This window comes from Chitinophaga sp. HK235, from assembly GCF_018255755.1.
GTDB lineage: Bacteria > Bacteroidota > Bacteroidia > Chitinophagales > Chitinophagaceae > Chitinophaga.
Genome location: NZ_CP073766.1, coordinates 5,967,494 through 5,991,648 on the forward strand (window position 1 = coordinate 5,967,494; position 24,155 = coordinate 5,991,648).

General features: G+C 45.7%; 19 protein-coding genes and 1 riboswitch. Of the genes, 6 read left to right on the top strand and 13 right to left on the bottom strand.

The annotated features are described in order from the left end of the window. Positions 1-131: 131 nt before the first annotated feature. The gene (locus KD145_RS22635; RefSeq protein WP_212001880.1) at positions 132-1,871 is read right to left on the bottom strand and encodes a carbamoyltransferase N-terminal domain-containing protein; all 1,740 of its coding nucleotides are present in this window, start codon (positions 1,869-1,871) and stop codon (positions 132-134) included. After that, positions 1,840-2,958 (bottom strand): glycosyltransferase family 4 protein, encoded by a 1,119-nt coding sequence (locus KD145_RS22640; RefSeq protein WP_212001881.1) that lies wholly within the window; start codon positions 2,956-2,958, stop codon positions 1,840-1,842. Before KD145_RS22640 ends, KD145_RS22635 begins: the two co-directional genes overlap by 32 nt. A 226-nt stretch (positions 2,959-3,184) precedes the next feature. Continuing rightward, positions 3,185-3,373: riboswitch (cobalamin riboswitch) on the top strand. A 247-nt stretch (positions 3,374-3,620) separates the two neighbouring features. Between KD145_RS22640 and KD145_RS22645 the strand changes: the two genes are divergently transcribed. From KD145_RS22645 to KD145_RS22660, 4 genes are all read left to right on the top strand, one after another. Continuing rightward, complete coding sequence (locus KD145_RS22645) at positions 3,621-5,969, top strand: TonB-dependent receptor (protein WP_249219525.1); 2,349 nt, start codon at positions 3,621-3,623, stop codon at positions 5,967-5,969. A gap of 28 nt (positions 5,970-5,997) precedes the next feature. Further along, positions 5,998-7,494: a PepSY domain-containing protein gene (locus KD145_RS22650; RefSeq protein WP_212001882.1), complete on the top strand. Its 1,497-nt coding sequence runs from the start codon at positions 5,998-6,000 to the stop codon at positions 7,492-7,494. A 382-nt stretch (positions 7,495-7,876) separates the two neighbouring features. Further along, the gene (locus KD145_RS22655) at positions 7,877-10,918 is read left to right on the top strand and encodes a TonB-dependent receptor (RefSeq protein ID WP_212001885.1); all 3,042 of its coding nucleotides are present in this window, start codon (positions 7,877-7,879) and stop codon (positions 10,916-10,918) included. A 45-nt stretch (positions 10,919-10,963) separates the two neighbouring features. Beyond that, complete coding sequence (locus KD145_RS22660) at positions 10,964-12,337, top strand: RagB/SusD family nutrient uptake outer membrane protein (RefSeq protein WP_212001886.1); 1,374 nt, start codon at positions 10,964-10,966, stop codon at positions 12,335-12,337. Between the two features lie 96 nt (positions 12,338-12,433). On the opposite strand, the gene KD145_RS22665 is transcribed toward KD145_RS22660, so the two are convergent. The 6 genes from KD145_RS22665 to KD145_RS22690 form a co-directional block, all read right to left on the bottom strand. Next, positions 12,434-15,592: a T9SS type A sorting domain-containing protein gene (locus tag KD145_RS22665; protein ID WP_212001887.1), complete on the bottom strand. Its 3,159-nt coding sequence runs from the start codon at positions 15,590-15,592 to the stop codon at positions 12,434-12,436. A 196-nt stretch (positions 15,593-15,788) separates the two neighbouring features. Continuing rightward, positions 15,789-16,298: a hypothetical protein gene (locus tag KD145_RS22670; protein ID WP_212001888.1), complete on the bottom strand. Its 510-nt coding sequence runs from the start codon at positions 16,296-16,298 to the stop codon at positions 15,789-15,791. A gap of 93 nt (positions 16,299-16,391) precedes the next feature. Further along, a complete protein-coding gene (locus KD145_RS22675; protein ID WP_212001890.1) occupies positions 16,392-16,739 on the bottom strand; it encodes a helix-turn-helix transcriptional regulator in 348 nt (115 codons plus the stop codon). 428 nt (positions 16,740-17,167) lie between these two features. Beyond that, positions 17,168-17,905, bottom strand: coding sequence for a hypothetical protein (locus KD145_RS22680; protein WP_212001891.1), 738 nt, complete (start codon positions 17,903-17,905; stop codon positions 17,168-17,170). Between the two features lie 136 nt (positions 17,906-18,041). After that, positions 18,042-18,593 carry a hypothetical protein gene (locus tag KD145_RS22685; protein ID WP_212001892.1) on the bottom strand — a complete coding sequence of 184 codons (552 nt, stop codon included), beginning with the start codon at positions 18,591-18,593 and terminating at the stop codon, positions 18,042-18,044. 88 nt (positions 18,594-18,681) lie between these two features. Further along, a complete protein-coding gene (locus KD145_RS22690) occupies positions 18,682-19,017 on the bottom strand; it encodes a DoxX family protein (RefSeq protein ID WP_212001893.1) in 336 nt (111 codons plus the stop codon). 96 nt (positions 19,018-19,113) lie between these two features. Here KD145_RS22690 and KD145_RS22695 point away from each other — a divergent pair, with 96 nt between their 5' ends. Continuing rightward, the gene (locus tag KD145_RS22695; RefSeq protein ID WP_212001894.1) at positions 19,114-19,455 is read left to right on the top strand and encodes a helix-turn-helix domain-containing protein; all 342 of its coding nucleotides are present in this window, start codon (positions 19,114-19,116) and stop codon (positions 19,453-19,455) included. 55 nt (positions 19,456-19,510) lie between these two features. Here the strand turns inward: KD145_RS22695 and KD145_RS22700 are convergent, their stop codons facing one another. From KD145_RS22700 to KD145_RS22710, 3 genes are all read right to left on the bottom strand, one after another. Further along, positions 19,511-20,041: an OmpA family protein gene (locus tag KD145_RS22700; RefSeq protein ID WP_212001895.1), complete on the bottom strand. Its 531-nt coding sequence runs from the start codon at positions 20,039-20,041 to the stop codon at positions 19,511-19,513. Positions 20,042-20,152: 111 nt separating this feature from the next. After that, complete coding sequence (locus tag KD145_RS22705) at positions 20,153-20,515, bottom strand: hypothetical protein (protein WP_212001896.1); 363 nt, start codon at positions 20,513-20,515, stop codon at positions 20,153-20,155. Between the two features lie 102 nt (positions 20,516-20,617). Then, the gene (locus KD145_RS22710) at positions 20,618-21,517 is read right to left on the bottom strand and encodes a glycerophosphodiester phosphodiesterase family protein (protein WP_249219527.1); all 900 of its coding nucleotides are present in this window, start codon (positions 21,515-21,517) and stop codon (positions 20,618-20,620) included. Between the two features lie 134 nt (positions 21,518-21,651). Here KD145_RS22710 and KD145_RS22715 point away from each other — a divergent pair, with 134 nt between their 5' ends. Further along, on the top strand, positions 21,652-22,752 hold the full coding sequence (locus KD145_RS22715) for a serine hydrolase (protein ID WP_212001897.1): 1,101 nt from the start codon (positions 21,652-21,654) through the stop codon (positions 22,750-22,752). A 73-nt stretch (positions 22,753-22,825) separates the two neighbouring features. Here KD145_RS22715 and KD145_RS22720 read toward each other — a convergent pair whose 3' ends face one another. Beyond that, the gene (locus KD145_RS22720; RefSeq protein WP_212001898.1) at positions 22,826-23,353 is read right to left on the bottom strand and encodes a DUF1697 domain-containing protein; all 528 of its coding nucleotides are present in this window, start codon (positions 23,351-23,353) and stop codon (positions 22,826-22,828) included. Then, positions 23,350-24,087 carry a DUF4184 family protein gene (locus KD145_RS22725; protein WP_212001899.1) on the bottom strand — a complete coding sequence of 246 codons (738 nt, stop codon included), beginning with the start codon at positions 24,085-24,087 and terminating at the stop codon, positions 23,350-23,352. The genes KD145_RS22720 and KD145_RS22725 overlap by 4 nt, the downstream gene beginning before the upstream one ends. Between the last annotated feature and the right edge of the window lie 68 nt (positions 24,088-24,155).

Below are 24,155 nucleotides of genomic sequence, written 5' to 3' on the forward strand. Positions count from 1 at the left end.
CCAAAATATCTACGCACTATAGGATATGTAATATTTTAGTTACCAATCTTTATTGGTGCTCAATAATAAAAGAATCGGAGTCCATACGAACTCCGATTCTTTATATTTAATTGGTTAGATGTAGTTTGATATTACGGGGCTTGCAGCCTGTCAATAGGAGTAATGGATTCTTCTTTGCTCACCATTTCAAAAGAAATTTTTTGTTCTCTTTCATATAGAAAATGATTGCTCCACACATAATTTACCCGTCCCCAGTTCATAGCCGACGCTACATCCGGGAAAAAGCCTTTCCCATTGTAATTGGCGCTGGTATTACATAAGAGAGGTATGCCACTTAGTTTTTTGTATTCATTAAGCAGACGGAATATGACCGGATTGTCTGATTCACTGACGGTCTGCAGTCTGGCTGTACCATCCAGATGACAAATAGCAGGGATGCGGCTTTTCCATTCCTCCCTGACCTGGTGGTCAAAGAGCATATAAGGATCTTTGTTGCCGGGATCGAAAATGGCTTTTGCATCATGCTCCAGACAGATGGGAGCTACCGGACGATAATCTTCCCTGCCTTTTATATGATTGAGGATTCGCTTCATATAGGGATGTGTAGCCGGCGCCAGAATGCTTCTGTTACCCAGGGCTCTGGGGCCCAGTTCGGCCCGCCCGTTTAGAAATACTACAGGTTCATTTTTCAGAAAAAGATGGAGGGCCAGTTCTTCAATAGTAGCAGGTTTCTTTATCCAACCCTCACGCAGGGCCTCTTCCATGACAGGAGGCCCTGAGAAAACATTCCAGTCAAGATAGTTAATGCCGGTACTATGAATCATTTCGCAGCAACCAGCACCAATGGCACTACCCGAATCATTGGGAAATGGAGGCACCCATACTTCGTTAAACAAACCGGCATTGCGGATAGCACTGTTCCATTTAATATTCAGCGCGCTTCCCCCGGCAAAACATAAGTTCTTCGCTTTATTACCTTCCTTTTTTATTTTCTCTCCCAGCTCTTTTACCAATAGTTGTTCAAGAAAAATGTGGAAAGAAAGCAGGATATCCTCGTGCGCATAATGGAGAGCGCTTGTCTGCCTGATAAAGTCCTGTGCAAATAATTGTGCAAAGATTAATCCCCGTTCTTCATGTCCCTGTCCGAAAATGTTTGCACAGGCCATGGCTTTGTCCTGGTGTTTCTCATAAAGTTCATGGAACACCGGTATCATTTCTTTTCTGTAGGTACCTTTTGCAATATATGCCATCACTTTCCCGGCAACACTCAGATCATCCATAAGGCTGTCCTCATTCACCAGAAAAGGTTTGAAATGTTGTGAAAAGAGCGAGTATATATTCCCTATCATGTTGAATAACACACCCAGGCTTTCCACTTCATTGGTCTTGCAATGATAATAGAATAGTTGCGGGTACATACCTCCGTCCCAGGTAAGTACATAGGAGTCTTGTCCTGCTTTAGCCATAGGACTGGTGCAATAAGCGGCCGCAATATGTCCGGCTATATGAAAGTAACTGGAGTAATGAAAGCTGATGGGGCCGGGCAGTTCAAAACTTTTTCGTTGCATAATGTTGGCGCTTTCTTCACTGTAACGATCATATCCTGCCAGATTTACATTGGTATTTCCCTTTCCAAGGTCGATGACTTGTGCCTCATGCGGGTCCCATCCATCGATGACATACTTATCCATTTGCCAGAATGAGTAACCATATAGATTGAATATGGCATTAATTTCATCTATGCCTATGTTGAACTCGCTATATCTTGCAGCGTTGTTCAACTTTTCCATCTCATAACTGAAAATGAGCCGTTGATCATCGATCAGTGCTATGGAGCCGTCATGGCTTAGTTTGATACTGCAGATTTTCATATGATTTATTTTGAAGTACGTCAGTGTAAAATGAAAGGAGCTGGTTGTATGTCCGGGAAGGTGAAAAGATGGAATGAAACCTTTGCTGGGCAAGTGTTGTCAGGCTTCGGCGAAATAGCGGATTGATGAGGGTTTGTTCCATCATTTTGGATAAGGAATGAGTATCGGCAATTGGAATCAGGCCAGGGTAATCGGCTCCCAGTATCCATTTTAATCCATGGGTCATAGTGCTGATCAGCGGTTTGCCGCGGTAGGCCTGTTCCAGCATGGCGATCCCACATCCTTCAAACAGTGAAGAAGAAATAAAAATTTCGGCGCTGTCGCTGATGGATAAAGAATCTTCGAGCGGATGAAAAGCACCGTGAAAATGAACACGGTCGGCAATACCCAGCATCCTGGATTGCTGTAGTAGCCTTTCATGATCATCCCCTTCTCCCCAAATACAGATGGTGGCGGTGGTATATCGTTTCGACAGAAGGCTGAAGGCTCCCAGCAGGTATTCCAGCCCTTTTTCCGCCGATAATCTGCTGATACAACCGAATGTAGACTGGGGATAACTCCGGTCTGTGCGTTTGTACAGATCATTCATCAGGGTATTTGAAACGAGCTGGATGGGCTTGTTGAAATGGTACTCATTTCTGACGATGATTTCGGTGTACGGATTCATCACAATCAGTCCATCCAGGAATTGCATATGCTCCTGCATGTTTTCCGGTAGCCACCAGCAATGATTGCTAAGGTCTGTAGGCTCGAGCCCGCAAATGGGAAACCCGTATTGCTTATACCGGAGAATGTCAAAGCAAAATGATTCCAGGGGCATCACCTGCATCAATGAGATAGTAAAGCGGGTCGCAATAGTATCGATCGTATGGATGTAGTCGTTGATGTCATTGGAATGGATCTCTGCAAAACTTATCTGTCCAGAGCCGGAAGCCTTATCCATGACGGATTTCCAGACAGGATGGATGGCACGGGTTACAATATGCACATGGATGCCTGCAGACTTCAGCAAACGACAAAAGGCTGATACCATATACTCGCTTCCGCCAAGTTTACTCAGATCAGGGGTAAGCCAAATGATTTTCATAGATGTTTCCATTCGTGATAGGGGTTTCAGAATCCTGTGGTCCGGGGCTAGTTTTGGGGTTTCAGTTTGTTTGATATGGAACAAATCTGCTACAAAAAAGTTCGAAATTCCGATAGGCTCCGGATCAGGCAGGTTTTTGAAACCCTGGAAGGAACTTATTTTGTTTTTTATGCCCCAAAGATTTTAATGCTGGTAATTACTATATTTGCCCCGTTTTCGTTCTTTTCTTTCCCCAACAAAAAGAGGTTCTGCTTAAGTGCAGATTAATAGGGAATCGTGTGAAAATCACGAACTGTCCCGCAACTGTAAGTAACGTTCAGGTTACTGCCAGGAAATGTCCACTGGTCTTTGATGACTGGGAAGGACGGCAGTAATGTTACAAGTCAGGAGACCTGCCTTTTTTATGCTGGCAATGCTTTCGTGGGCTGAAGCAACGTCAAGTTTGGAGTTTTGTACCTGAAGTGTATTCATTTCGGGGCAGTGTATGCAATGGGCATACCTCCGGTCTTTTTCTGTATAGCAGTATCCGATGGCATGGTAAAGTTTTGAAGAACAATTTTCTGTCTTCATCATCATTATCAATGCAAAACGCTACAATCAACCACTCCCGGACGAGGAGCCATTTTTTTAACTGTCCCCCTTCTTATTTACGGATTTTGTTCATGTGTACCATTATCGGTGTTTTACAGATGGTTGTTACAGATGATCAACTTTATGCACAATCGCAAACGACTGCTGCCCATTCCGGCAGCCTGCGCGGACAAATTACTTCAGAAACCGGCGAACCCCTCGCCGGTATTACGGTACGGCTGAACGAAACCGGCTATGGTGCCGTAACAGATGCGGATGGCCGGTTTCAGCTTTCAACCATACCTGCAGGCAACTACATCCTTGCTGTCAGCGGCGTTGGCTACCATGTGGCCGAGCAACGGGTGGCAATAAGCAACAGGAAAACAACGGAGTTGTCGTTGCAACTCAGTAGCCGCACCGGACAGCTCTCCGAAATCACTATCACTTCAGCACAAAAGTCTGCTGTCATTAGTGTGAATAAAATTGCAGTACCTATCAGGGACCTGCCACTCACAACGACCACCATCTCTGCCCGTACGCTGGAACAAAGAGGCACAGATGATCTGGGAGAAGCTATGAAAAACACCGCCGGTGTGCGTGCCAATAATACCTATGGCGGTTTTCAGCATTTTACCATTCGGGGTTTTAACAATTTTGTATTGCTGGTAGATGGTGTCAGAGACGAGCGTCACAATATTTCCACCAGCGCCCCCAGTACCAATCTGGCTAACATCGAACGCATAGAAGTATTGAAAGGGCCTGCCTCTGTTTTATATGGACATTCAGCATTGGGCGGCATTATTAACCTGGTCCGTAAACGTCCTACCAGCGAACAGAAGGCGGACTTCTCAGCTTCCTATGGTAGTTTTAATACCCGCCGGATGCGGGTGGGCGCCGGTGGTGCGCTGAGTAAAAAACTCCTGTACCGGGTAGATGCAGGACTGTCTGCCACCGATGGTTACCGCCAGTCAGGCATGAATACCAACAACGCCTATCTGGCACTGGATTACACACCCACAGCCCATGATAACTTTTACCTGACCCTTGGCGCCAACCACGATAAATATGCTACGGATGCCGGTATCCCAATGCTGGAAGGTGGGAAATTAACACCTGGCATGAACATGGATACCCGTTACAACGATCCGGCAGATTTCCTGAAAAACACGCAGTATAATGTTCAGCTGCGTTATACGCATCAGTTCAGCCATTCACTCCTGTTGTCCAATCAGCTCTCTTATTCAGATGATAACATCAACTATTTTTCAACAGAAGAACTGACATTCAATAAAACGCTGGATTCTCTCAAACGCACTTCCCCACTCTATTTCAATCATCTGACCAAACCGCTGCAAAACCAGCTGGAACTGACTTACAATACACAAACTGGAAAAATTGAACAGAAAGTGCTGGTGGGGTATTCATTCAGTTACCTCGACAGAAAAACCTATAGCGCCAATATTTTCGGTGCAGGGCTGCATACACAGGTGGCTGTACAAAACCCTGTATTGAACCAGGGTAACGTTGACTACTATACGACGCAGTACAAGGCTACAGAAGAAACCGTACATGGTTTTTACCTGCAGGACTGGCTTAAGTTCTCCAATAAGCTGAAAGGTCTGATTGGTTTGCGTTATGATATCTTCAAAGGGACTTATTATACCAATAAAGTAGACGCCAATCGTGATATTACTGACAGAGGCGCTAAAACAGATATTCCCGCCTCAGCTCTGACCTACCGCGCCGGTCTGGTATATCAACCTACGAAGGCCTGGTCTGTTTATGGCTCATATTCCACTTACTTCAAACCTTCCCGGAGAGTGGCACCCAATGGAGAGACCTTTGATCCGGAAGATGGTTATCAGGGAGAAGCGGGCACAAGGCTGGAGTTTGGCCATAGCTGGGCGGTAAACGGCTCTGTGTACTACATGCGGAAGAATAATCAGGTGGAAAGTTTACCCGGTGGTGTATACAAACGGATTGGCTCAGCAGATTCCAGAGGGTACGAACTGGAGTTGCAGGGAAGCCCGCTGGCAGGCCTGGATGTTAACGCAGGATATACCTTTACCAATGCGGCGTATCGTCCTTTTGCGGGAAAAGAGATCAATACAGTGGCCGGAAAAACCGTGGCATTGGCTCCCAAACATATGGCTAATCTATGGGCCAACTATCAGTTGCAGCGGTCTGTGTTGCGTGGTTTAAGTATTGGTATGGGATTGAATTATATGGGAGATAGTTATGCGAATAGTGCCAACACCTATATCCTTCCCGCATATACGGTGATAGATGCTGCATTGGGGTATCAGATCGGAAAGATTGGTCTGCGGTTGAATGTCAACAATCTGGCAAATGAACGCTATTTCGCCAATGTGATCATCACCAATCAGTTCTATCCGGGTGCTACCCGCAACTATCTGCTGACCCTGAAGTATTCCTTGTAGGATCTGAACAGATTTACACCTTACAACTATGTTCAGAAAAAAAATGCTAAAAGCAATACTATTGCTGCATCGTTATCTGGGGTTTGTACTGAGCCTGATGTTTGTGGTCTGGTTTTTATCCGGCTTTGTGATGATGTACGCAGGTTATCCAACGATGAAACCGGACCAACGGTTAAAGCAGCTGCCACCGGTTAATATGGAGGCATGTCACCTGACGCCGCAGCAGGTATTGAATGTTGCCGGTATCACTGATTCCATCGTCACCATCCGGATGGGTATGCTACTGGCCCGCCCTGTTTATAGAATCGTTACACAGCAAAAAAGGCATATAGCCATCTTTGCAGACAACGGTGCCGTGATAGATAAAATAGATGTTGCATCGGGCAGTCGGCTGGCACGGGCTTTTGTGCACGATGCCAGCCGGCCCCAGGCGGTAGATACACTATGGCAGATAGACCAGTGGATGGCAGCCTATCGTTACCAGGGATATCTGCCGGAGGTGTATCGGTTTAAGATGAATGATCCGGCTGCTACCTATGTGTATGTATCCTTTCATACCGGTGAAGTAGTGCAGATGGTGAATGCCCGGCAACGGTTCTGGGCCTGGCTGGGGCCTATTCCCCACTGGATCTACCCGACTATACTCATTCGCAACCGGCCGGTATGGAGCCAGGTGGTGATATGGGTTTCACTTATTGGCGCCGTGATGTGTCTGACAGGTATTATCATGGGCATTGTTCGTTATAAACGGAAAAACAAACAGCCGCTGGTCTTCAGCCCATATCAGAAAAAATGGTTCCGTTATCACCATTATACGGGGTTTGTGTTTGGCATCTTTGTATTTACCTGGATTTTAAGTGGCTGGTTCTCGATGAGCCCGGTGGCATTCGGCCCGGGTCCTGGCAAACAGCTGGCTGAACGCGATCTTTTATCCGGAGGCCCGTTAAACGTACCGGCGTTTACGTTATCCCCGCGTCAGGCGGTTTCCATATTCAGTTCATTCTTAATAGTAAAGGAAATACAATTGATTCAGCTGGATGGCAAGCCCTATTACCTTGCTTATCAGGATGCTCAGCATACACGCTTACTGGCAGCAGACCAGGAGAGAAGTATTCCGTTTGAATATTTCCCGGACTCGCTTTTCATCGGTAAGGTCAGGGCTTTTCAGCCGGCACAACAAATAAAAGAGTCTGTTGTATTGAATCACTATGATGATTATTACTATTCCCGCACCTTTGAAAAAAGATTGCCTGTATTAAGAGTAAAGGTTGACAATTCGGAACAGACCTGGTATTATTTCGATCTGAAAACAGGTCAGCTGGCGCTGCGGCATGAAAAGGGGAGCCGGCTGGAACGCTGGCTGTACCATGGTTTGCATAGCCTGGATTTCAGCTTTCTCGTATATAGGAGACCGTTATGGGATATCGTGGTATGGGTGCTGATGCTGGGAGGTACAGCTGTCAGCATCACAGGGTTGGTACTTACCTGGAAATGGCTTAGAAGAAAGGCAGGGAAAATGTATTAGATGAGAAAACGGATTTCAGGGTGTTACAAAGCATTGTAAATTAATTTATTAATAACCCTGTTCTTATTCTGGCATTTGAGCTGTTTTAATCCAGCCATAAAAAATTTAACAAAATAATATTTTTATAAGGTAATATACTTATTAAGATTTATCTTTACGGACCGTTTTCCTATTGTACTGTTGTTTTGCTTATGAAAGTGGCAATGAAGTGCCCCTTGTTATTAGGAGTTTAATGCTAATCAAACCGGTGTTTAAAGTAGATCGACCAATCTCTTTTAAAATGACCTGTCGTTTTTGCGCGAATAATTAACAACCAAAAAAACTGAACTATTTTCTAAATCAACATTGTCTAAATCAACATTTTAATCAAATCTAACTGTCTATGCTGCGTCTCTACTCGTTTATGAGCATGCTTATGCTCATAAGTGTCCTGTCATTCGCACAGGCCAAGCGTATTACCGGTAAGGTTACAGACTCAAAAGATGGCAATGCTTTGCCTGGAGTTACTGTGAAAATTAAAGGTACTAATGCCGGTACAATTACTCAAGCTAATGGAAACTATGAATTATCTGTTCCTGAGAATGCTACCAGCCTCATTTTTTCTTTTATAGGTTATGCCGATAAGGAAGTGGAAATCGGCGGTAAACAAACGATCAATGTTGCAATGGGAGGTGGAAGTAAAGACATCTCTGAAGTAGTGGTGGTGGGATATGGTAGCCAGAACAGGAGAGAGATCACAGGTTCTGTAACCAAAATAGCATCCAAAGAAATTGCCAACCAGCCGGTGGCCAGCTTTGAATCCTCCATACAAGGTAAAGCACCTGGTGTGGTAATCGAATCTGGTAGTGGTAAAGTGGGCCAGGGTATGAAGATCCGTATCAGGGGTACTTCTTCTATATCAGCCAGCAGCCAGCCATTATATGTGATCGATGGTATGCCAGTGATATCAGAAAGTATGTCTGACAGCGGTAATGATCCTACCAACCCATTGGTAGATATCAATCCCAATGATATTGAATCAGTGGAAGTGCTGAAAGATGCTTCTGCTGCTGCTATCTACGGTGCACGTGCTGCCAACGGTGTAGTGCTGATCACTACCAAAAAAGGCAAGGCCGGTGAAAAGACCAACATCGAACTGAATGTAAACACAAGTTTCGCTAAACCAACCATGAGACGTAAATTCCTGGATGCACAGCAATATGCAACGCTGGTCCAGGAATCCGCAGTAATGGACGGTAAATATGATTTTGCCCACAAAATAAATAACTTCCCTACTGAACAGGCCGCTATCGATTATTACCAGAAACGGGTGGATAAGAGAATGACTGCACTGGCAGGTAAAGACTGGCGTACGAGTAGCGTCAACACTGACTGGCAGGATGAAGAGTTCCGCAAGACAGCACATACCAACCAGATTGACCTTTCTGCTTCCGGTGGTAATGAAAAAACAAAATACTATGCTTCAGGATCCTATTCAGACCAGGAAGCAATCGTGATCGTAAACAGGTTCAAAAGATATGGTGCCCGCTTAAACCTCGAGCATACAGCTAATTCAAGACTGTCTTTCGGCGTTAATATGGGTGTTACCCGTTCAGAGCTGAACCGTATTTCCAATGACAACGCCTTCTCCACACCAGGCCAGATGGTAGCACAGCTGCCAATGTCACGCCCATATGATTCATTGGGTGAGCCTAATCCCAATACATTGTATTATAATGGTCTGGTAGATAAGAAATATGCGTATAACAGGCAGGTTTCTTTCCGTACCATAGGTAATGCTTTCCTGAATTATCATATCCTTCCTTCTTTAGCTTTCAGATCTGAGTTGGGAACGGATATTTATAATCTTAACGAAGATTTCTTCCAGGGCAAACAAACACAGGATGGTAAAGGTATCGGAAGGGGAGGCGACAATATCACGCAAAACGTGAACCTCAATACCAATAACTACTTCACCTTTACGCCTCATATCGATGATAAAAACAATATCTCTGCTGTAGTGGGTATGAGCTACCTGCAAAATGACCTGAGAGGCAACGCTGTGAGTGGTGAGAATTACCCCAGTGATGCGGTGAAAAACCTGGGTGGTGCAGGAACGATTACCGGTGGTTCTTCCAATGAACAACGATATACCTTCCTGTCTTACTTCATGAGAGCGAACTATAACTATAAGGGCAAATACCTTGCTTCCTTCAGTATCCGTTCAGACGGCTCCTCCCGTTTTGGTCCTAAGAACAGATATGGTTGGTTCCCTGCAGGATCTTTGGGTTGGGTTGTATCTGAAGAAGATTTCCTGAAAGGCAGCAAAGTGCTGAATTTACTGAAGATCAGGGCCAGCTATGGTAAAACAGGTAACGCTGAGATCGGGCAGAATAACTACTATACCTTGCTGAGTGTAACGAACTATCCAATGCTCCCGGGCTTTTCACCTACACAGCTGGGTGATCCAACCCTGCACTGGGAAAGCACTGTACAGGCAGATGCCGGTGTGGAATTTGCATTGTTTGACAACCGTTTGAGCGGTGAAATAGACTACTATAATAAACAAACCTCCGACCTGTTATTAAAAACAAACGTACCGTTGTCAAGCGGTTACGCCACTATTTACAGAAACGCGGGCTCACTGGAAAATAAAGGTGTTGAAGTATTATTGAACTCACGTAATATTCAAACCAGAGACTTTACCTGGACCACCTCCCTGAATGTGGCTTACAACAAGAACAGGGTGAAATCCATCAATGGCCAGATCATTGAAAGTGGTGTACAACGTGCCGTTGAAGGCGAACCTATCGGCGTATTCTATATGCAACGTTATGCAGGAGTAGATCCTAACAATGGAGATGCATTATATTATACCAAAGATGGTAAGACAACCAACGATTACGCTCAGGCCGACAGAGGTGTGGTAGGTAAATCAAATCCTGACTGGACAGGCGGTTTCACCAATACCCTCAGTTATAAAGGAATTGACCTGAGTGTGTTCTTCACTTTTGTTCAGGGCAACCAGATCTATAACCAGGCAGGCCAGTACCAATCTGTAGGTTTTGGCGGTGGTTATGACAACCAGACTGCTGATCAGCTGAACAGATGGCAGAAACCCGGCGACATCACCAATATTCCAAGACTGTCCCACTTCCTCGGAAATGGTAACCAGTCTCCATCTTCACAATGGATATATGATGGTTCATACATCCGCTTAAAACAGGTGACATTGGGTTATAATCTCCCTAAATCTGTTCTGTCAACTGTAAAACTTAGCAGCGCCCGCATTTTTGTTGCAGGATACAACCTGTGGACCAAAACCAAATATATCAGTGATCCGGAGGTAAATACCAATACACTCGGAAATATCACCGGTGGTATTGACTTCTACACTGTTCCGCAACCAAAAACAATTACTATTGGGCTTAATGTGAAGTTTTAAGCAGTAGCCAGGTTGAACATAAATGAACCACAAAAAGTTAAAGTAATGAAACCAATAACTAAATATATCAGTTATCTCGTATTACCTGCCATGCTGACTTTTACAGCTGCCTGTAATAAAAAACTGGATGTGACGCCAGGACAACAGATCTCGCCGGAACAGATCAAGACAGAAGATGATGTGAATGCCATTCTGATGGGCGCTTATAACTCCATGCAGGACCCTAGTGCATTCGGAGAACGTTACATATTCCTCGCTGACCTTTTCGCAGATGCCGGCTTTATCAATTTTCAGGGAACTTTTCAGACATATGCGCAGGTAGCCACCAGGCAGATTCAGAAAAGTGGTATCATCCCTCAGGAGGTATGGCGCAGAGGATATGTTATTATCAACACTGCGAACATCGTACTGGCAAACCTGGACAAAGTAAGTGCAGAAAACAAGGCTGCCATTGCTGCTGAAGCTAAGTTCGTGAGAGCTATTAACTATTTCGAACTGGCTGGCTTTTATAGCTTGCCTTATTCAGCTGGAAATGTAGATAAAAACCTGGCAGTACCGCTGATCACCACTGCAGTGATCAGCACCACAGACCTGCCTGCCAGCAAACAGCCCAGAGCAAGCGTAGCGGATGTATATAAACAGATCATTGCCGATTTACTGGAGGGTACTACGAGCCTGCCTGATAGCTACGGAGAAAAGAAAAATAAAAGCAGGGCAACCAAATATTCTGCATATGCTTTCCTGGCAAGGGTTTACCTGGCACAAGGCAATTATGCTGAAGCGGCAAAAGCTGCAGACAAAGTGATCGAATCAGGCAATTACTCCCTGGTACCTTCTTTTGATGCTGAATTTAATAACACGGCACTCTCCGCAGAAGATATATTTGCGATTCTTCAAACCAGTCAGAGCAACGCCGGTACCTCCAATAACGGCCTCGTTACTTTTTATGCACTGGATCAACGTAATGATATTAACATCAGCCCTGACCAGCTTGCACAATATGGCCCCGGAGATCAGCGCAAAAATTTCTATAGCTATTCCAGCGATAGCTCCAATATCACTACCAACAAATGGAGAGACCTGTATGGCACCATCCCGGTTGTACGTTTGTCAGAAATGTACCTGACCCGTGCAGAAGCCAATCTCCGCGCTGGTACTGCTGTTGGTGATGCTCCGCTGAACGACGTGAACAAGGTAAGAACCCGCTCCAAAGCCACACCACTTGCTGCTGTTACACCTGATGACGTAGTACAGGAAAGAAGACTGGAACTGGCATTTGAAGGCGATAACTACTGGATCGTAAAACGTCTGCAGCTGAATGTAGGCAACCTGAAATACAATGACAATATGTTGGTTTTCCCGGTTCCACAGCGTGAAATAGACGTGAATCCGGGATTGGTTCAGAATCCGGGTTATTGATTAACGTGCAACAGTAAATATATAAATAGATAAATAAGTAAATAAAAAGGGCGTCTCCAGCACTACTGTGTTGGAGACGCCCTTTTTGATGAAGATTTATTGTTTGATAATCTTCCCTTCCATCTCTACTTTCCTGTCTTCCAAAACACGGTACAGGTAAATGCCTGCAGGAAGTCCTGTGGTGGTAATCTGTTCGGTGCGGTTACGCAGCTGTCTGCGCATCACTATTTTACCTGTCATATCTGTGAGTTCAAAGAATACAATACTATTCTCCCTGGTGACTGCATAACTTATCTGTAAAACATCCGTTACCGGATTCGGATACACTTTGTTTTCTGTCCGGGCTTCCGTTACGGCCTGTTGTAGTTTGCGGACTGTACTGCTGTCTTCCAGCGGGTATAGTACGGTGTTATCTGAGATACGGTCATCGAACAGGCGTAACCAGGATTGGGCACGGAGTCTGGCCCACATGGAAGCTTTGGTAGCAATCGTCTGAAGTGTGTTGACCTGGTCGGCAGTGAGGTCTTTTCCGGTCAGTCCTTTACCTGCGAGTGCTATGCGCAATGAGATAAGACTGCGGCCCCAGTTGTTGAACTCTTCTGCTTCATCACCTGCCAGCTGATATTTGGATACAATACCGTTATAGGTGGTATTGGCTTCGGGGATGTTGCCGTTATCGATCAGCAGGTCCACATAAGCCAGATCTGCATATGGGTCCTGCCATTGGCTCAGATAGAATTTCAGGCTGTCGGTACAAAGATCGCTGGTGGTATCTGCCATCATACGGTGAAGCGCATAAGGAGGTATGGTAGGGAATGGAACGGTGGGGTCTCCCCATGACTGATCTTTGTCTTCGGGACAATTATTTTTACTGCCGGTGACCGCAAAAATTTTAACGTTGTTGGTATGATAGTTCATGGGCTGCTGATTAACCGTATTGGCATTGTAGTAATAGTTGACCTTCCCTACCTCATCTATACGGTTGTAAACTTCCTGGTAACCGCCACCATAACTTAATATGTTGGCAGTGGCAAATCCTGCGCTACCCTGACTGGATGCCATGCCATCGAATATAGGGTTCGCTCCCCGGGCTACAATGTCATACAGTACTGCTTTGTTGGTGTTGCAGCGGAACTGCAGTCCCAGCAACCCTTTAGGGGCAAACAGGATGGCCCGGTTCCTGTAGTTGCTCAGGTTGGCGGTACCAATGTAATTATAGGTGTTTCGCTGCACCACATTATTGCCTGATCCGGTATTCCATACCAGCACCCCTATATTATAAAACGGATAATCACCTTTAAAGCTGTTTTCGCTGATCCGGAAACCGCTGCCACCCATTACCTGCACACCGATATTCCCTAAAAAGCCCGGTGCTCCCGGTGATGGCGGAATGCCCTTCGGCACATTAAATGTATTGTACTGTATCTGCGGTACGATCAGGCCCTGTGCCCATACCCCCTTTTTATTATTGTCGAAGGTGGCGCCTGTGACCTTCAGATAACCGTAGGTGGGGCTTGTGGCCTGCACGGTTACTGCTTCGTCGAGGTTGGTGAACTGGCAGGGGATGGAACCATAGTTCCCGATGGTCACACCAAAATCCATTCCCACTACGCCGTAATTTAAGGGTGTTTTTACACCGGAGCTGTTGATGAAACGGCAACCGCCTATCTGTACGCCACGTACTTCCCAGCCGGAGATGAAGCCACGGAAAGGACCGCTGAGTTGACGGTCTACCAGGAAATCACAGTTGTAGAAATGTGCATTGTACGGTGACTTATAGGTTTGTCCGTTAAAGGTATAGGTATTTAGATAGTGGTTGAAAGAGATGCTGCGGGAATTATTGTAGAAACGACAGTTATTAGCTAAAATGATTCCTCCGCTCTTTTGAACAAAATTATTCAGATCAGTACTCATAAAGCCGTCTACTGCATAGCTGAGAGTACTTTTGTCCATCATGAGTGTACCTTGATAGTACTTATATGCCCCATGCATCTTCTGGTCAAGGCTGTTGTTGCCTTCTGCTATCACGCCCATCCACATGGCTTTTTCGATACCACATGGGTGGAAGGCCGTCAGGGTGGCATTTTCGAGCTTTAAAAATCCTGCGTAGGAAGATGCGTTAGGCGCTGCCTTAATGCGGGCATAGGCTTCCGGTCCGAATTCCACGCTCATGTCCTTGATTTTCAGGGAAGCGCCGGGGGGGATGGTCAGCCCGTGTTCAATGCGGATGATGCTACCGCCGGTGCCGTATAGATTGTTGAGCGGGTTACTGCCGGGTGTCCATACCTCATTACCGCTGACCGTATAGTCGTACAGGTGATAGCTGCTGCCGGGGATATTATTGACCGGGTCAGGCTGGCTGATGTCGGACTGCACTACCAGTGGCGCCGGCAGCGCTATTTCACGGATACCGTCATTCACACGGACATTTATCAGTCCGGCCAGACCGAGATTGCCCGATTGCAACAGGATCAGCATATCACTATAGGTAAAATAATGATCAGTCGGGTCCGGAGCGGTGGTTGCGTCATAAATACTGCCTCTGTAAATCCCAACGCCATGGGCCGGGCCCCATACAGCATCGCAGGAGATAGATGCCAGGTATTGTTCAATGTATTCGCATTGATGATTGGCGTCCACATAATAAGGAACCAAAGGCGCATTGTTCATGACATCTTTCAGAGAATAGGGCCAGGTCTTTACATTGAAATGATAATCAGCTCCCGCTTTGATGAAGTTTTCCGGACAGATTTCCGGTGCTTCCACCCATACCTTTTCTATTTTGGGAATAACGGTAAATGTAACATTAGCGGGATTTTGATCACCTGATCCATCATTATACCATAACGATAACCGTTTTACCGATTTTTCATGAAACACAAACCGGACGGTATCATCCACCGCCAGCTGACTATAGAAATTGGCGGTTTGCAAAGTGTCATTAGAGTAAAGGTCTATATCATAGAGATTAGTGTCATTGATGATAGGATTTTTGTGTAATACCATGGTGATGGTATCGCCGATATATACCCTGAACATGAACCGGCGTACACAGGTACCGTTGATTGTATTGTACTGAGGAAAGTAAATAGAATCGGCATGTTGGTCAAATCCCCTGATGGCAACAACCTGGACGGTCCAGATGTTTTGAGGGGGATGGTTATCTGCCCAGGCGCTGCCATGCAATAAAATGAAGCACATAATGGCAGAAAATAGTTTCCAGTATCGCTGGAAACCGGCGGGGTTTGTTTTCATGTAAAAGTATTTTGAGGTAAAAGAATGAATTGAAAATAATGAAGGTTACAGGGCATAACGGTGGCCCATGGCTGTAGTAAAGGGCTTTTAAAGTACGTGGCATAGTGATCATTTACAGATATAGTTGCTCGAAAGCGGTGGCTTGTCTTAAAGGAGCCATAGGGTTATCGGGACAGAAACTTAGGGGCAGCACAGGCTATTTTCTGGTAAAGGTCAGATAGTCGATCATTCTCCAGGTGATACCATCATTGCTGGTTTCATAAGTTATTTTGAAAGACTGATCTGATAGTTTTTCATAGATAAAATGCTGGTACTGTACGCCTGTCTTCGGATAAAAGGCGTTGCAGGTAAGTATCAGCTTTCCGTTTTTCCAGCCGTTGCTGTCAAATTTCCGGTGGCCCTGAAAGTTGTCAAATGCATATGCTGTAAACTGTCCGGTTTGTGCATCGATGCCCCACATGGAGTGTGCTTTGTAGTGGTTGGGGGCTTTGTCTGTATGTTCATACATGATCCAGCTGCTGTCCAGCGAGAGCTGGAAACTAAGGTCTGCTGCTATTTTCCGGCCGTTGCCAAACGCTCCTTCCCCGCTCCAGTTGCCGGTAAAGAAATGCACGAGGTCTTCCGGTAGTTTATTGGTATTGGTTTGTGCCTGAAGATAGGAGGAGAGCCCAAGGCAAAGCACAGCAGTTACTATGAGGTATTTCATTTTTTATTCTGAAGATAATCAAAAGGTAGCTGATGTGCAACTGCTATGAGCCTCCTTCACATTTTTCATAACATTCGATGCCGGATGTAAGTCCTATTGCCTATGAGGGCTGTTTTCATTGCTGTATGTTTTATCGTCCAGTAATGATACCAGGTTGTGCAGTTTCACTTTCCAGAATGTATCGTAGAAATTAATCCAGTCCTGCAGTTCGTTGAAGCCATCCTTTTTAAGGGTACAATATCTTTCCCGTCCTATATTTTGTATGGAGATGAATCCTGCACCTTCCAGTATTTTGATATGTTTGGAAACGGCGGGCCTGCTCATGTCGAAGTTGTCGGCCAGCGCGTTGATAGTCAGGCTGTTTTTGAAAAGCAGTTTTAATATTTGTCTTCTGCTTGGATCGGAAATAGCCTGAAAGACGTCAGAGATTTGTGGGTCCATTGTTCGATATGTTGATGTGTACAGCTATCCTTTGCATATTCCTGAGCCAGTCGTCGTCCGTGCGGGTAAGAGCGTGAAGTTTTCCAGTAAGATATTCCCAGATAATGGCAGGTGGATGCGTAAAGAACAGGCTGTGCCGGATTTGCTTCGCCATAATGTGTAACTTTTGGGTTACCTGAAGTCAGATGTAACTTTTAAGCTACGAAAATTCAATCTGACGATCGCACCCATTCCCGATAGTATCTGGTAAAGCCGCCCCTGACGGACAGTTTATTAACTGATGTCCATTCACGTTCTGTTTTTATTTTTCAAACGGTAACAGCTGCGTTATTCTTTGCTTCCTTCCAAAATCTGATATCACGATATAAATATTCCCCGCCATGACCGGCTGCCGACGGAACATGGCGGGGAACTGAAGATGATTGTGCCTAGAAATTAGTTGACAGATAATTGCTGCAGTTAGGATCTGAGCTGGCCAGTGTGCTGGCATTGTAAGGAGGCCTGTTGGTATTGCAGTATTTGGCTTCTGCTGATACCGCCAGGTATTCTGCCTGATTGCTCAATACATAAGATCCGGCAGGATATACACCTGCATTGCGGCACCACCACCACAGATTGTAGATAGTGGAGTTGTTGAATCCACCGCTTACCCATCTGTCGTGCAGATAGTGGAACAGCTCGTGGAAAATTACATTTCCGGGACCTGTATGCACACTACGGTAAGTGGCAAAGTTTACAATATATACGTTGCCGTTAGTGTAAAACAGATCCCCGGTTCCTGGGCTGTTATACACATTGATAGGTGCACCAGTCATCCGTTGTTTGGTAGTGCTGGTGGTACTGGTGTTGTACAACTGATCGATCTCTCCGTTCACCAATGTCTTGATATCATTGGGAACAGTGCCGGAATAGTTAATGGTGAATGAACGGTAACTGGCAGCTGCTACCGCGCCACTGGCTTCGCCTCTGGCATTTTTGTTCTTGTTGAAAAAGTCGATGATCTTCTGACGTTCTGGTGTGATGGTAAGGTGATCTTCAACAAGATCTTTCTCTACAGGTTTTTCAGGTGCTACTACAGGCTGATCTGCTTTTTTACAACTGTAAATGACAGTCATGGTTAACAACAGTACAATCGCTGAGTTAACGAGGGTTTTAGTGTGTCTCATTGATAAGATTTTGGGTGAAGGTTATTGACTCGCCTGATTGGGTTTAGTGTCAGACAAGTGGGTTTCAAAAATCATCACAATGCTACAACCAACGACTGCTACTGGTTCTCAACTGCTGTCCTGTTTCAGGAAAAACTCAGAAAGTAATGCCGAGAACAAAAAGATTGGCGCTGACAGATTGTTCCGGGATATTTACGAACTCATTATTTATATTAATATCTTTCGGAAAAGTATATTCATATCCCCGGTAAATATAGGACGCATACACGCCGATGTTGCTGAAGTGATAGATAAAACCAAGCCCTGCACCATAAAAATACTTACCGCTCTTGTTAAAGGTAGTCATCGCCTGTACACCGGAAGGGGCTGTCAGATTCTGTACCTGCTTGACGTTATAGCTATTATAACCAAACTGTCCGGTAATATAGGGGGAGATATGAACACGATCAAAGCGGTATTTGATCTTCAGGTCCATGAACACAGGAATCATGGCATGGTCTTCAAAAGAGGTCAGCTCTACGCCCGGCCCTATATTGACGAGATGCCATAATTCCACATTGCAGGCCACGCCACCACCAAAAGCGCCATCATGGATCATCGTATAAGCATATCCATACAACAGTCTGTCAGATTGTTGTGCAAAACAGAAAGCTGGCATCAACAGCAGAAAAAACAGTATTTTCTTCATGGCGCTAAGGTGTTTAAGAAATCTCCTTTCTTTAACAGACAGCAGTGTTATATTGTTGTTGGCGCAGGCCGGACAGCAAAAGCAGCCTTTAGCTCAACTGCCGGCTATATAACCACCAGCAGCAAGCCATTACCAGCACCGGCACAATATAATGCCAGGCTGCGTCATGGCTCTTAAGATGTGTCACCACTGCGCCAATCATGATTACAAACATGCCTGCCAATGCATAAGTCCGGCCAGCCGGCCACCAGACCCCTGCTGCCGCCAACAGCTCCATCACAGCAATACCATGAAAAAACGATCTGGAATAACCGGCTTTTTCAAAAACAGCCCAGTGTACCGGATGATCTTGTAACTTTACAATCCCGGCAAAACAGAAAAGTGCTGTCAGCAGTACCAGCAATACATAATAAACAATTTTCATAGTGTTAGTTTTTTTGGTACCGGCAAAATTAGACAACAGCATGTACGGAATAGCCGGGCTATCATACGTGATAGTAGTATCATAAAGTATAGTTACATGAGTACTGGAAAATTATGCCTGGAACATATCCGGCCCGTCATCGACGCCGTGGAGGTGCTGAGCGGCAAATGGAGAATACCGGTAGTGGTAGCGCTCTGCGAAAGCCCCAGAAGGTTTAATGAGCTGATGAGGGATATTAAAAACATCACTCCCCGCATGCTGGCCAAAACACTGCAGGAACTGGAGCAGCACGAACTGCTGGAAAAAATCCCTGATACTGATAATCCGGCTACCATCATTTATCAGATCAGCGAATACGGACATACCATGGAACCCCTGATCCTGGCGCTGACAGAATGGGGCACTGCCCACCGGAAACGACTGATCGGAAAAAGTTAACCGCAAAAAAAAGCCGCATCCGGAAAGATGCGGCCATCACATATTTTAGCGGATGCTATTCTTTTACATCGTAAAGGATTACAAATTCGACCCTTCTGTTTCTCGCTTTCCCTTCTTCTGTGCTGTTGGATGCAATAGGATGACGGTCTGCCAGTCCCCAGGTAAATATACGGTCACTATCAACCTTATATTCACTAAGCAGTGTTTTGGCACTGGCTGCACGTTTCTCAGACAACTCCCGGTTATAACTGGCCGTGCCGGTACTGTCAGTATGCCCGGTGATCAGTATCTTGGTTTTGTTATACTTGTTCAGTATCGTTGCAAAACGCCCGAAAGTAGGCTTGATCTCTTCTTTCAACTGATCTGAAGAAGAAGCAAACAGTACATTATTGGGAAATATAACTTTCACACTGTCGTTGATAATACTTACTTCCGCCTGATTCAATACATCTTTTAATTCCTTGTACTGCTTGTTCATATAAACATGCGGACTGGAACTCTTTTTTGAAGATGCGCAGGAAGCCATAAAAGCCATGGCCAACACAGCGTATATCCAGTAACGTGAGGTCATTAACATTCTTTTCATATCCTGTTTATTTGGCTGCAAAGGTATCTAAAATTCAGATTATCAATTTGTTGTGATGATAATCTTTAATGTATAATTAAAAATATATGTAAGAGAATTATTTACCGATTCTTATGACTGTGATTTTATCAACACCAATTTTTCTTGCTGATAACGCAGTCTCGGCAGCAGCGTAGAACGATCCCGCATACCGAACACGGTGGTACCTGATTTTTCCTGCGGTCCTAACGGATGAATGACTGCCAGCGCTAACAGCCCCTGTATTGTCAGTGGTGCAGTTCGGGGATTTTTAAAAACACTGTTTTCGGAAGCAACGGGGTAATTGCCGAAAGAGGATGGAGAGAAGAAGTTAAGAGGTAAAGCGTGGTCAGTTCCCGCCATATCAGTATGGCACATCAGGACTGTATGGTGCCGGGGCTCGTCCGGTAGTGCAAGGCAGCCCCGCTCTTCACGGACTACAGCAGTTATTTCCATTATAATTCAGTTTAATGTTTGAAATGATAAGGACTACTGCTTGATAACAATACCTGCGAATGTTTTGTTCCCGGCGCTTCCGCCCCGGGAACAAAAATTATTTTAACGCTGGTAGCTGCCGGCGATTTTGATAAGCCTGTCGGGATAGTTGGTGATAATACCATCTACACCGAGCGACAACATCCGCTGCAGATCAGCTTCTTCATCCACTGTCCAGGGAAGCACCTGTACTTTTCTGGCGTGGGCTTCTTTGATGAGGTCTGCTGTCACCAGGTTGAAGTTGGGACTGTAGATGTCCGGTACAAACCCAAGTTCAGTGATATTGTCTGCGAAAGACTTTTGATTGCCTATCAGCAGGGCTGTTTTTTGTTTGGGATAGGTTTTGTGAAGCACCTGTAAAGTCCGGATATCGAACGATTGAATGGTAACCCTGCCAGCGATTTTTTTCTGGTTGACGATATCCATCACACGGGCTACAAATACGGTTGGTACGGGATTGTAGATACCATCGCCATCAGGGGAGGATTTGGTTTCCATGTTGTAGTATACCGGTTTCAGATGATGCAGTTTCACATAGGCTTCCACGCTGTCGATCAGATCGGCGAGCAGTGGGCGGTGAACCAGCATTTTCTGCTGCTGTGGAAAACGTGGGTGTGGTTTGGTGCCGGCATCATATTTACGGATGCTGTCGTAGGTCATGGAAAACAGCGCCAGCTTTTTTTGTTCTTCTTTGGTGATATCACTGCCATCCGGTTTACGCATGAACTCTGCTGACATATATGCATCATGTGATACCACCACCTTATTGTCTGCCGTGATAATACAGTCCAGTTCCAGGGTACGGGCGCCCAGTTTCACAGCATTCAGCATGGCAGGGATAGTGTTTTCCGGCATCAGCCCCATGCCGCCGCGGTGGGCCTGCACATCTGTTTTCTGTTGTGCGCTGCTGCCAACGCTGAAGAGGCTGCCTCCCAGCAGGAAGAAAAGGATACGTTTCATCATGAATATTATTTTGAATGTTCGGTAAACTGCAAGATACAATATTCAGTTGCCCGGTAATAGCCTTTAGCCCGGCTACTGCGATTCATAAACTAAATTTAACGGTGCAGGATGCTTTTTGATTTATCTTACGGGAGATGAAAATACCCTTAAAAATAAATAGTGTTTTATTGATACTCAGCCTGTGGTGGTCCGTTCCGGCCAATGGCCAGGAGATCCCGCAGGTAGACCGCGCTGTCAAAGCATTTATGTCGAAATATAAGGTGCCGGGTATGGCGGTGGCCATCACACGTAATGGGAAGTTGGTGTATGCCAGAGGTTATGGTGTGGCCGATAGAAGCACCGGCGAAAAGGTAACTGCGGATAGCCGTTTCCGTATTGCCAGTGTATCCAAGTGTATAACGGCAGTGGCTATACTAAAACTCGTGGAAGAAGGACGGCTGTCTCTCCACCGCAAGGTATTCGGTCCGGGTGCCTTGCTGGGCACCATTTACGGTAGCAAGCCCTATTCAGCATGGCTGCAGGAGATAACAGTGCAGCAGCTGCTGGAACATACGGCCGGCGGCTGGACCAACGACGCACAGGATCCTATGTTCAGCCATCCCGAATGGACTGCTGATACGCTGATCTCCCGTACCCTCGACCAGCGGCCGCTGAAGTATCAGCCAGGCAAGGTATACGCCTATTCCAATTTCGGCTACTGTGTGCTGGGACGTGTGATAGAAAAGGTGACGGGCAAAAGTTATGCACAATACGTACAGGATGCGGTATGCACACCAATGGGTATCACAGATATGGCTATCGGCGGAAATACACTGTCAGAAAGGAAACCTGGTGAAGTAGTGTATTACGACCGGCAGGAACAACCCTATGATTTTAATCTGTCCAGGATGGACTCCCATGGAGGCTGGATCGCTTCTGCTACCGGGCTGGCCCGGTTCCTGGCGGCCACAGACGGCTTTGATACCCACCCCGACCTGCTTTCTCCGGCAAGCACCAAAACAATGACGACCGGCTCTGTGGCTAATCCGGGTTATGCTTTAGGTTGGGCAGTCAACAGCTGGAATAACTGGTGGCATGCCGGTTCCCTGCCCGGTACTGCCAGCGAAATAGTTCGTTCCGCTAAAGGCTTTAACTGGGTACTGTTGTGTAATACCCGTACCAACAAAGCTTTCTACAATGATCTGGACGGACTGATCTGGAAGGCGGTGAATGATACTACCACACAATGGCATTGAGTTATTTGGTTATTTTTTTATTTGGTTATTTAATACCTAAATCGGTCAATAACCAAATAACCCAATAACCAAATTATAGTGTTACTTTCTGAACAGTGGCCCAATTACGGGTAGTGGCTACGAGGCCAAGCTTTTTTTCAAGGGAGTTGTTGGAGAAGGGATTGCCGCCCACGATTTTTTTCATCAGCACATATACTTCCCGGCCGTTGATACGATAGGTTGCTATATCGTTTTGCATAGTCTCCAGGATGGCGATGGCATCTTTACCAGGCCATGTCTGCAGGAAGGCCACATAAATCTGCAGTTCTTTATCGGGGATAATGCCGGGGAAAGGGGTGTTGTCCAGCACAGCGCTTAATTCCGCGGTAGACCTTATACAGGTGGACACATCAAATCCCAGGTTTTTCAGCAGCAGTTGCTCTATTTTATTCTCCAGCGAAGCGCAGTCTTTACTGCCGCTGTCGAAGATTACATTACCGCTCTGTATATAGGTCTTTACGTTTTTAAACCCTGCCTGTGTAAAAAGATCTCTGAGTACCTCCATCTTCACTTGTCTTCCTCCCACATTGACTGCCCGCAGAAAGGCAACGTATCTGGTCATAGCCTGATTAATTTTTTGCCCAATACTACGGTAAAGAATCCATAAAATATAGCGGCCATCACAATAGCGAGGTAGTCGATGCTTTTACGGTACAGCAGGGGTTGCTGTTGATAAAGCAATAGGATAATGCTGGTAACAGCTATTGTCAGCAGCCAGAATATGGCTTTGTTTCGCGCCGGCTGGCCGGCAGGAAGCGGGTCGGCCGGTATCTTCATGAAAAAATAAAACAGTAGCAACAGGCCCGCCAGCGAAGTGATATACTGCATCAGATACCATGCTTCCATCGTTTGGCCGAATACCTGTACATCTCCCTGCAGGAAAGGCATCAGCTGTACAAAATAACCATTCCCATGGGTAAAGGCATCCAGGAAAAAATGTGACAGGGTACCGGCAATGACAGAGCCGATCACTACCAGATAATGCCGCCTGAAATAGCTGCCCCAGTGGAAATACCGGAAATGATGCAGCCTCGATCCCGCCCAGGCTGGCAGATAACGGACCAGCGCAGGCAGGGCTACTTCGTGATAAAGGAAAGCCAGCGCCAGCGACAACGGAATATCATATGCAAAAATGCCCCACCAGCTATGTCCTCCGTCAAAGTAAGGATTGAATAATACAAAATACAGGAAATCCGGTGCCATAGCACCTATTATCAGGCCGGTCAACGAAAGGTAAGGACGTTGTTTACACGTGAAAGGCAAAACAATGGCGATATGTGAAATCGTGAACGGCATAGGTGCGTAGTTGTTACTAAAATTAAAGCATATGTAGAAATAATGTTAAAATTTCCCACATTAAATTA

What these genes read in the sequence shown, in the direction of transcription:
- KD145_RS22645 (WP_249219525.1), top strand. Translation starts at nt 3,621, where the DNA reads ATGTGTACCATTATCGGTGTTTTACAGATGGTTGTTACAGATGATCAA.
- KD145_RS22695 (WP_212001894.1), top strand. Translation starts at nt 19,114, where the DNA reads ATGAGTACTGGAAAATTATGCCTGGAACATATCCGGCCCGTCATCGAC.
- KD145_RS22665 (WP_212001887.1), bottom strand. Translation starts at nt 15,592, where the DNA reads ATGAAAACAAACCCCGCCGGTTTCCAGCGATACTGGAAACTATTTTCT.
- KD145_RS22670 (WP_212001888.1), bottom strand. Translation starts at nt 16,298, where the DNA reads ATGAAATACCTCATAGTAACTGCTGTGCTTTGCCTTGGGCTCTCCTCC.
- KD145_RS22720 (WP_212001898.1), bottom strand. Translation starts at nt 23,353, where the DNA reads ATGACCAGATACGTTGCCTTTCTGCGGGCAGTCAATGTGGGAGGAAGA.
- KD145_RS22640 (WP_212001881.1), bottom strand. Translation starts at nt 2,958, where the DNA reads ATGAAAATCATTTGGCTTACCCCTGATCTGAGTAAACTTGGCGGAAGC.
- KD145_RS22700 (WP_212001895.1), bottom strand. Translation starts at nt 20,041, where the DNA reads ATGAAAAGAATGTTAATGACCTCACGTTACTGGATATACGCTGTGTTG.
- KD145_RS22635 (WP_212001880.1), bottom strand. Translation starts at nt 1,871, where the DNA reads ATGAAAATCTGCAGTATCAAACTAAGCCATGACGGCTCCATAGCACTG.
- KD145_RS22680 (WP_212001891.1), bottom strand. Translation starts at nt 17,905, where the DNA reads ATGAGACACACTAAAACCCTCGTTAACTCAGCGATTGTACTGTTGTTA.
- KD145_RS22675 (WP_212001890.1), bottom strand. Translation starts at nt 16,739, where the DNA reads ATGGACCCACAAATCTCTGACGTCTTTCAGGCTATTTCCGATCCAAGC.
- KD145_RS22650 (WP_212001882.1), top strand. Translation starts at nt 5,998, where the DNA reads ATGTTCAGAAAAAAAATGCTAAAAGCAATACTATTGCTGCATCGTTAT.
- KD145_RS22705 (WP_212001896.1), bottom strand. Translation starts at nt 20,515, where the DNA reads ATGGAAATAACTGCTGTAGTCCGTGAAGAGCGGGGCTGCCTTGCACTA.
- KD145_RS22690 (WP_212001893.1), bottom strand. Translation starts at nt 19,017, where the DNA reads ATGAAAATTGTTTATTATGTATTGCTGGTACTGCTGACAGCACTTTTC.
- KD145_RS22660 (WP_212001886.1), top strand. Translation starts at nt 10,964, where the DNA reads ATGAAACCAATAACTAAATATATCAGTTATCTCGTATTACCTGCCATG.
- KD145_RS22685 (WP_212001892.1), bottom strand. Translation starts at nt 18,593, where the DNA reads ATGAAGAAAATACTGTTTTTTCTGCTGTTGATGCCAGCTTTCTGTTTT.
- KD145_RS22715 (WP_212001897.1), top strand. Translation starts at nt 21,652, where the DNA reads ATGAAAATACCCTTAAAAATAAATAGTGTTTTATTGATACTCAGCCTG.
- KD145_RS22710 (WP_249219527.1), bottom strand. Translation starts at nt 21,517, where the DNA reads ATGATGAAACGTATCCTTTTCTTCCTGCTGGGAGGCAGCCTCTTCAGC.
- KD145_RS22655 (WP_212001885.1), top strand. Translation starts at nt 7,877, where the DNA reads ATGCTGCGTCTCTACTCGTTTATGAGCATGCTTATGCTCATAAGTGTC.
- KD145_RS22725 (WP_212001899.1), bottom strand. Translation starts at nt 24,087, where the DNA reads ATGCCGTTCACGATTTCACATATCGCCATTGTTTTGCCTTTCACGTGT.